Consider the following 1,006-nt stretch of genomic DNA (forward strand, 5'->3'; position numbering starts at 1 on the left):
CACCGGCTGGGCGGTCTCCAGGTCGACCTGACGGATGCGCGAACCGGTCACTTCGATGCGGTCGAGCGTGGTGGCCTTTTGCTGCGCCGGCGCGGTCGCTTCCTGCGCAACGGCGGCACCTGCGATGGCCGTCGAGCCCACAGCGAGCGCGAAAGTGATCGCGTCACGGAGCTTGGTGGTCTTGAAAGTCATTCTCTCTCTCCGAAATCGGTCTTGATGAATCCCGTGAAATCCAAGCCGGAAGCGTCAAATGAAACGCCAAGATCCGGCAAGGTTCGCCGATGCTAACCGTGGCCTCGGAAAAATTAAAGTGTCGTTAAGTGTCGGGATGTGACGCGTCGGGAGCCGTGCGCCAGCCATACTTTTGCGTATACGGCCTGACAAAGCGCGCTCGGGAATTTGACCGAATCGGCGAAATTTATAGGCCTAATCCGCATTCAGGTGGTGTTTTCGGGATCGCCGTTCGACCATTTCAGGCACCTGAAGCGGCCTGCGCACTGTGCGCCGTTCCTGGGCTCGCACAAATACACACAATTTTTACGAGGGCGTCGGTTGGCGCGGATCCGCTGGTTTGGGATCGGAAATGGGGCCAATCGCGGGGCGCGGCCGAAGGTGGCGGTCGGCGGGGAACGGAGGGCGCGAGGCGGCAGGGACAGAGCCGCGATGCTGGCTTGCGCAGCAGGGCAGGGCGGAGACGCGATCAGGTCGTGCTACGACCGGACGAAACGCGATCAGGCGCAGCGTAAACGCACGCCCGTGGCCGAAGGGCCAAGTGCCGCAGTGCTAGAGGGAGTCGACGGCCGAAGCCGGCGCACGCGCGCAGCGCGGCGGAATTACAGGTCTTGTTCGTAGCGGACGTAAGGCACGGTGCCTTCGTCCTTCTCGCCGTTGCCCGGCGCGAACGGGTTCTTGCCGCGGGTGACCACGTTTTCGGCGCCGACGGTGAGCTGGCCGCTCCACGGCGTGCGCCAGGTCAGGCCGACGCCAAGGCCTTCCCACTGACCCG

General features: G+C 63.8%; 1 protein-coding gene. It reads right to left on the reverse strand.

Annotated features, from left to right (window positions below; genetic code table 11):
* The coding region (locus tag ACIQU6_RS45105; protein ID WP_403488607.1) for a hypothetical protein at positions 1 to 192 on the reverse strand (192 nt) is incomplete at its 3' end.
* Positions 193 to 1,006 lie beyond the last annotated feature (814 nt).

Source organism: Streptomyces sp. NPDC090442 (genome assembly GCF_044769405.1).
Taxonomy (GTDB): domain Bacteria; phylum Actinomycetota; class Actinomycetes; order Streptomycetales; family Streptomycetaceae; genus Streptomyces.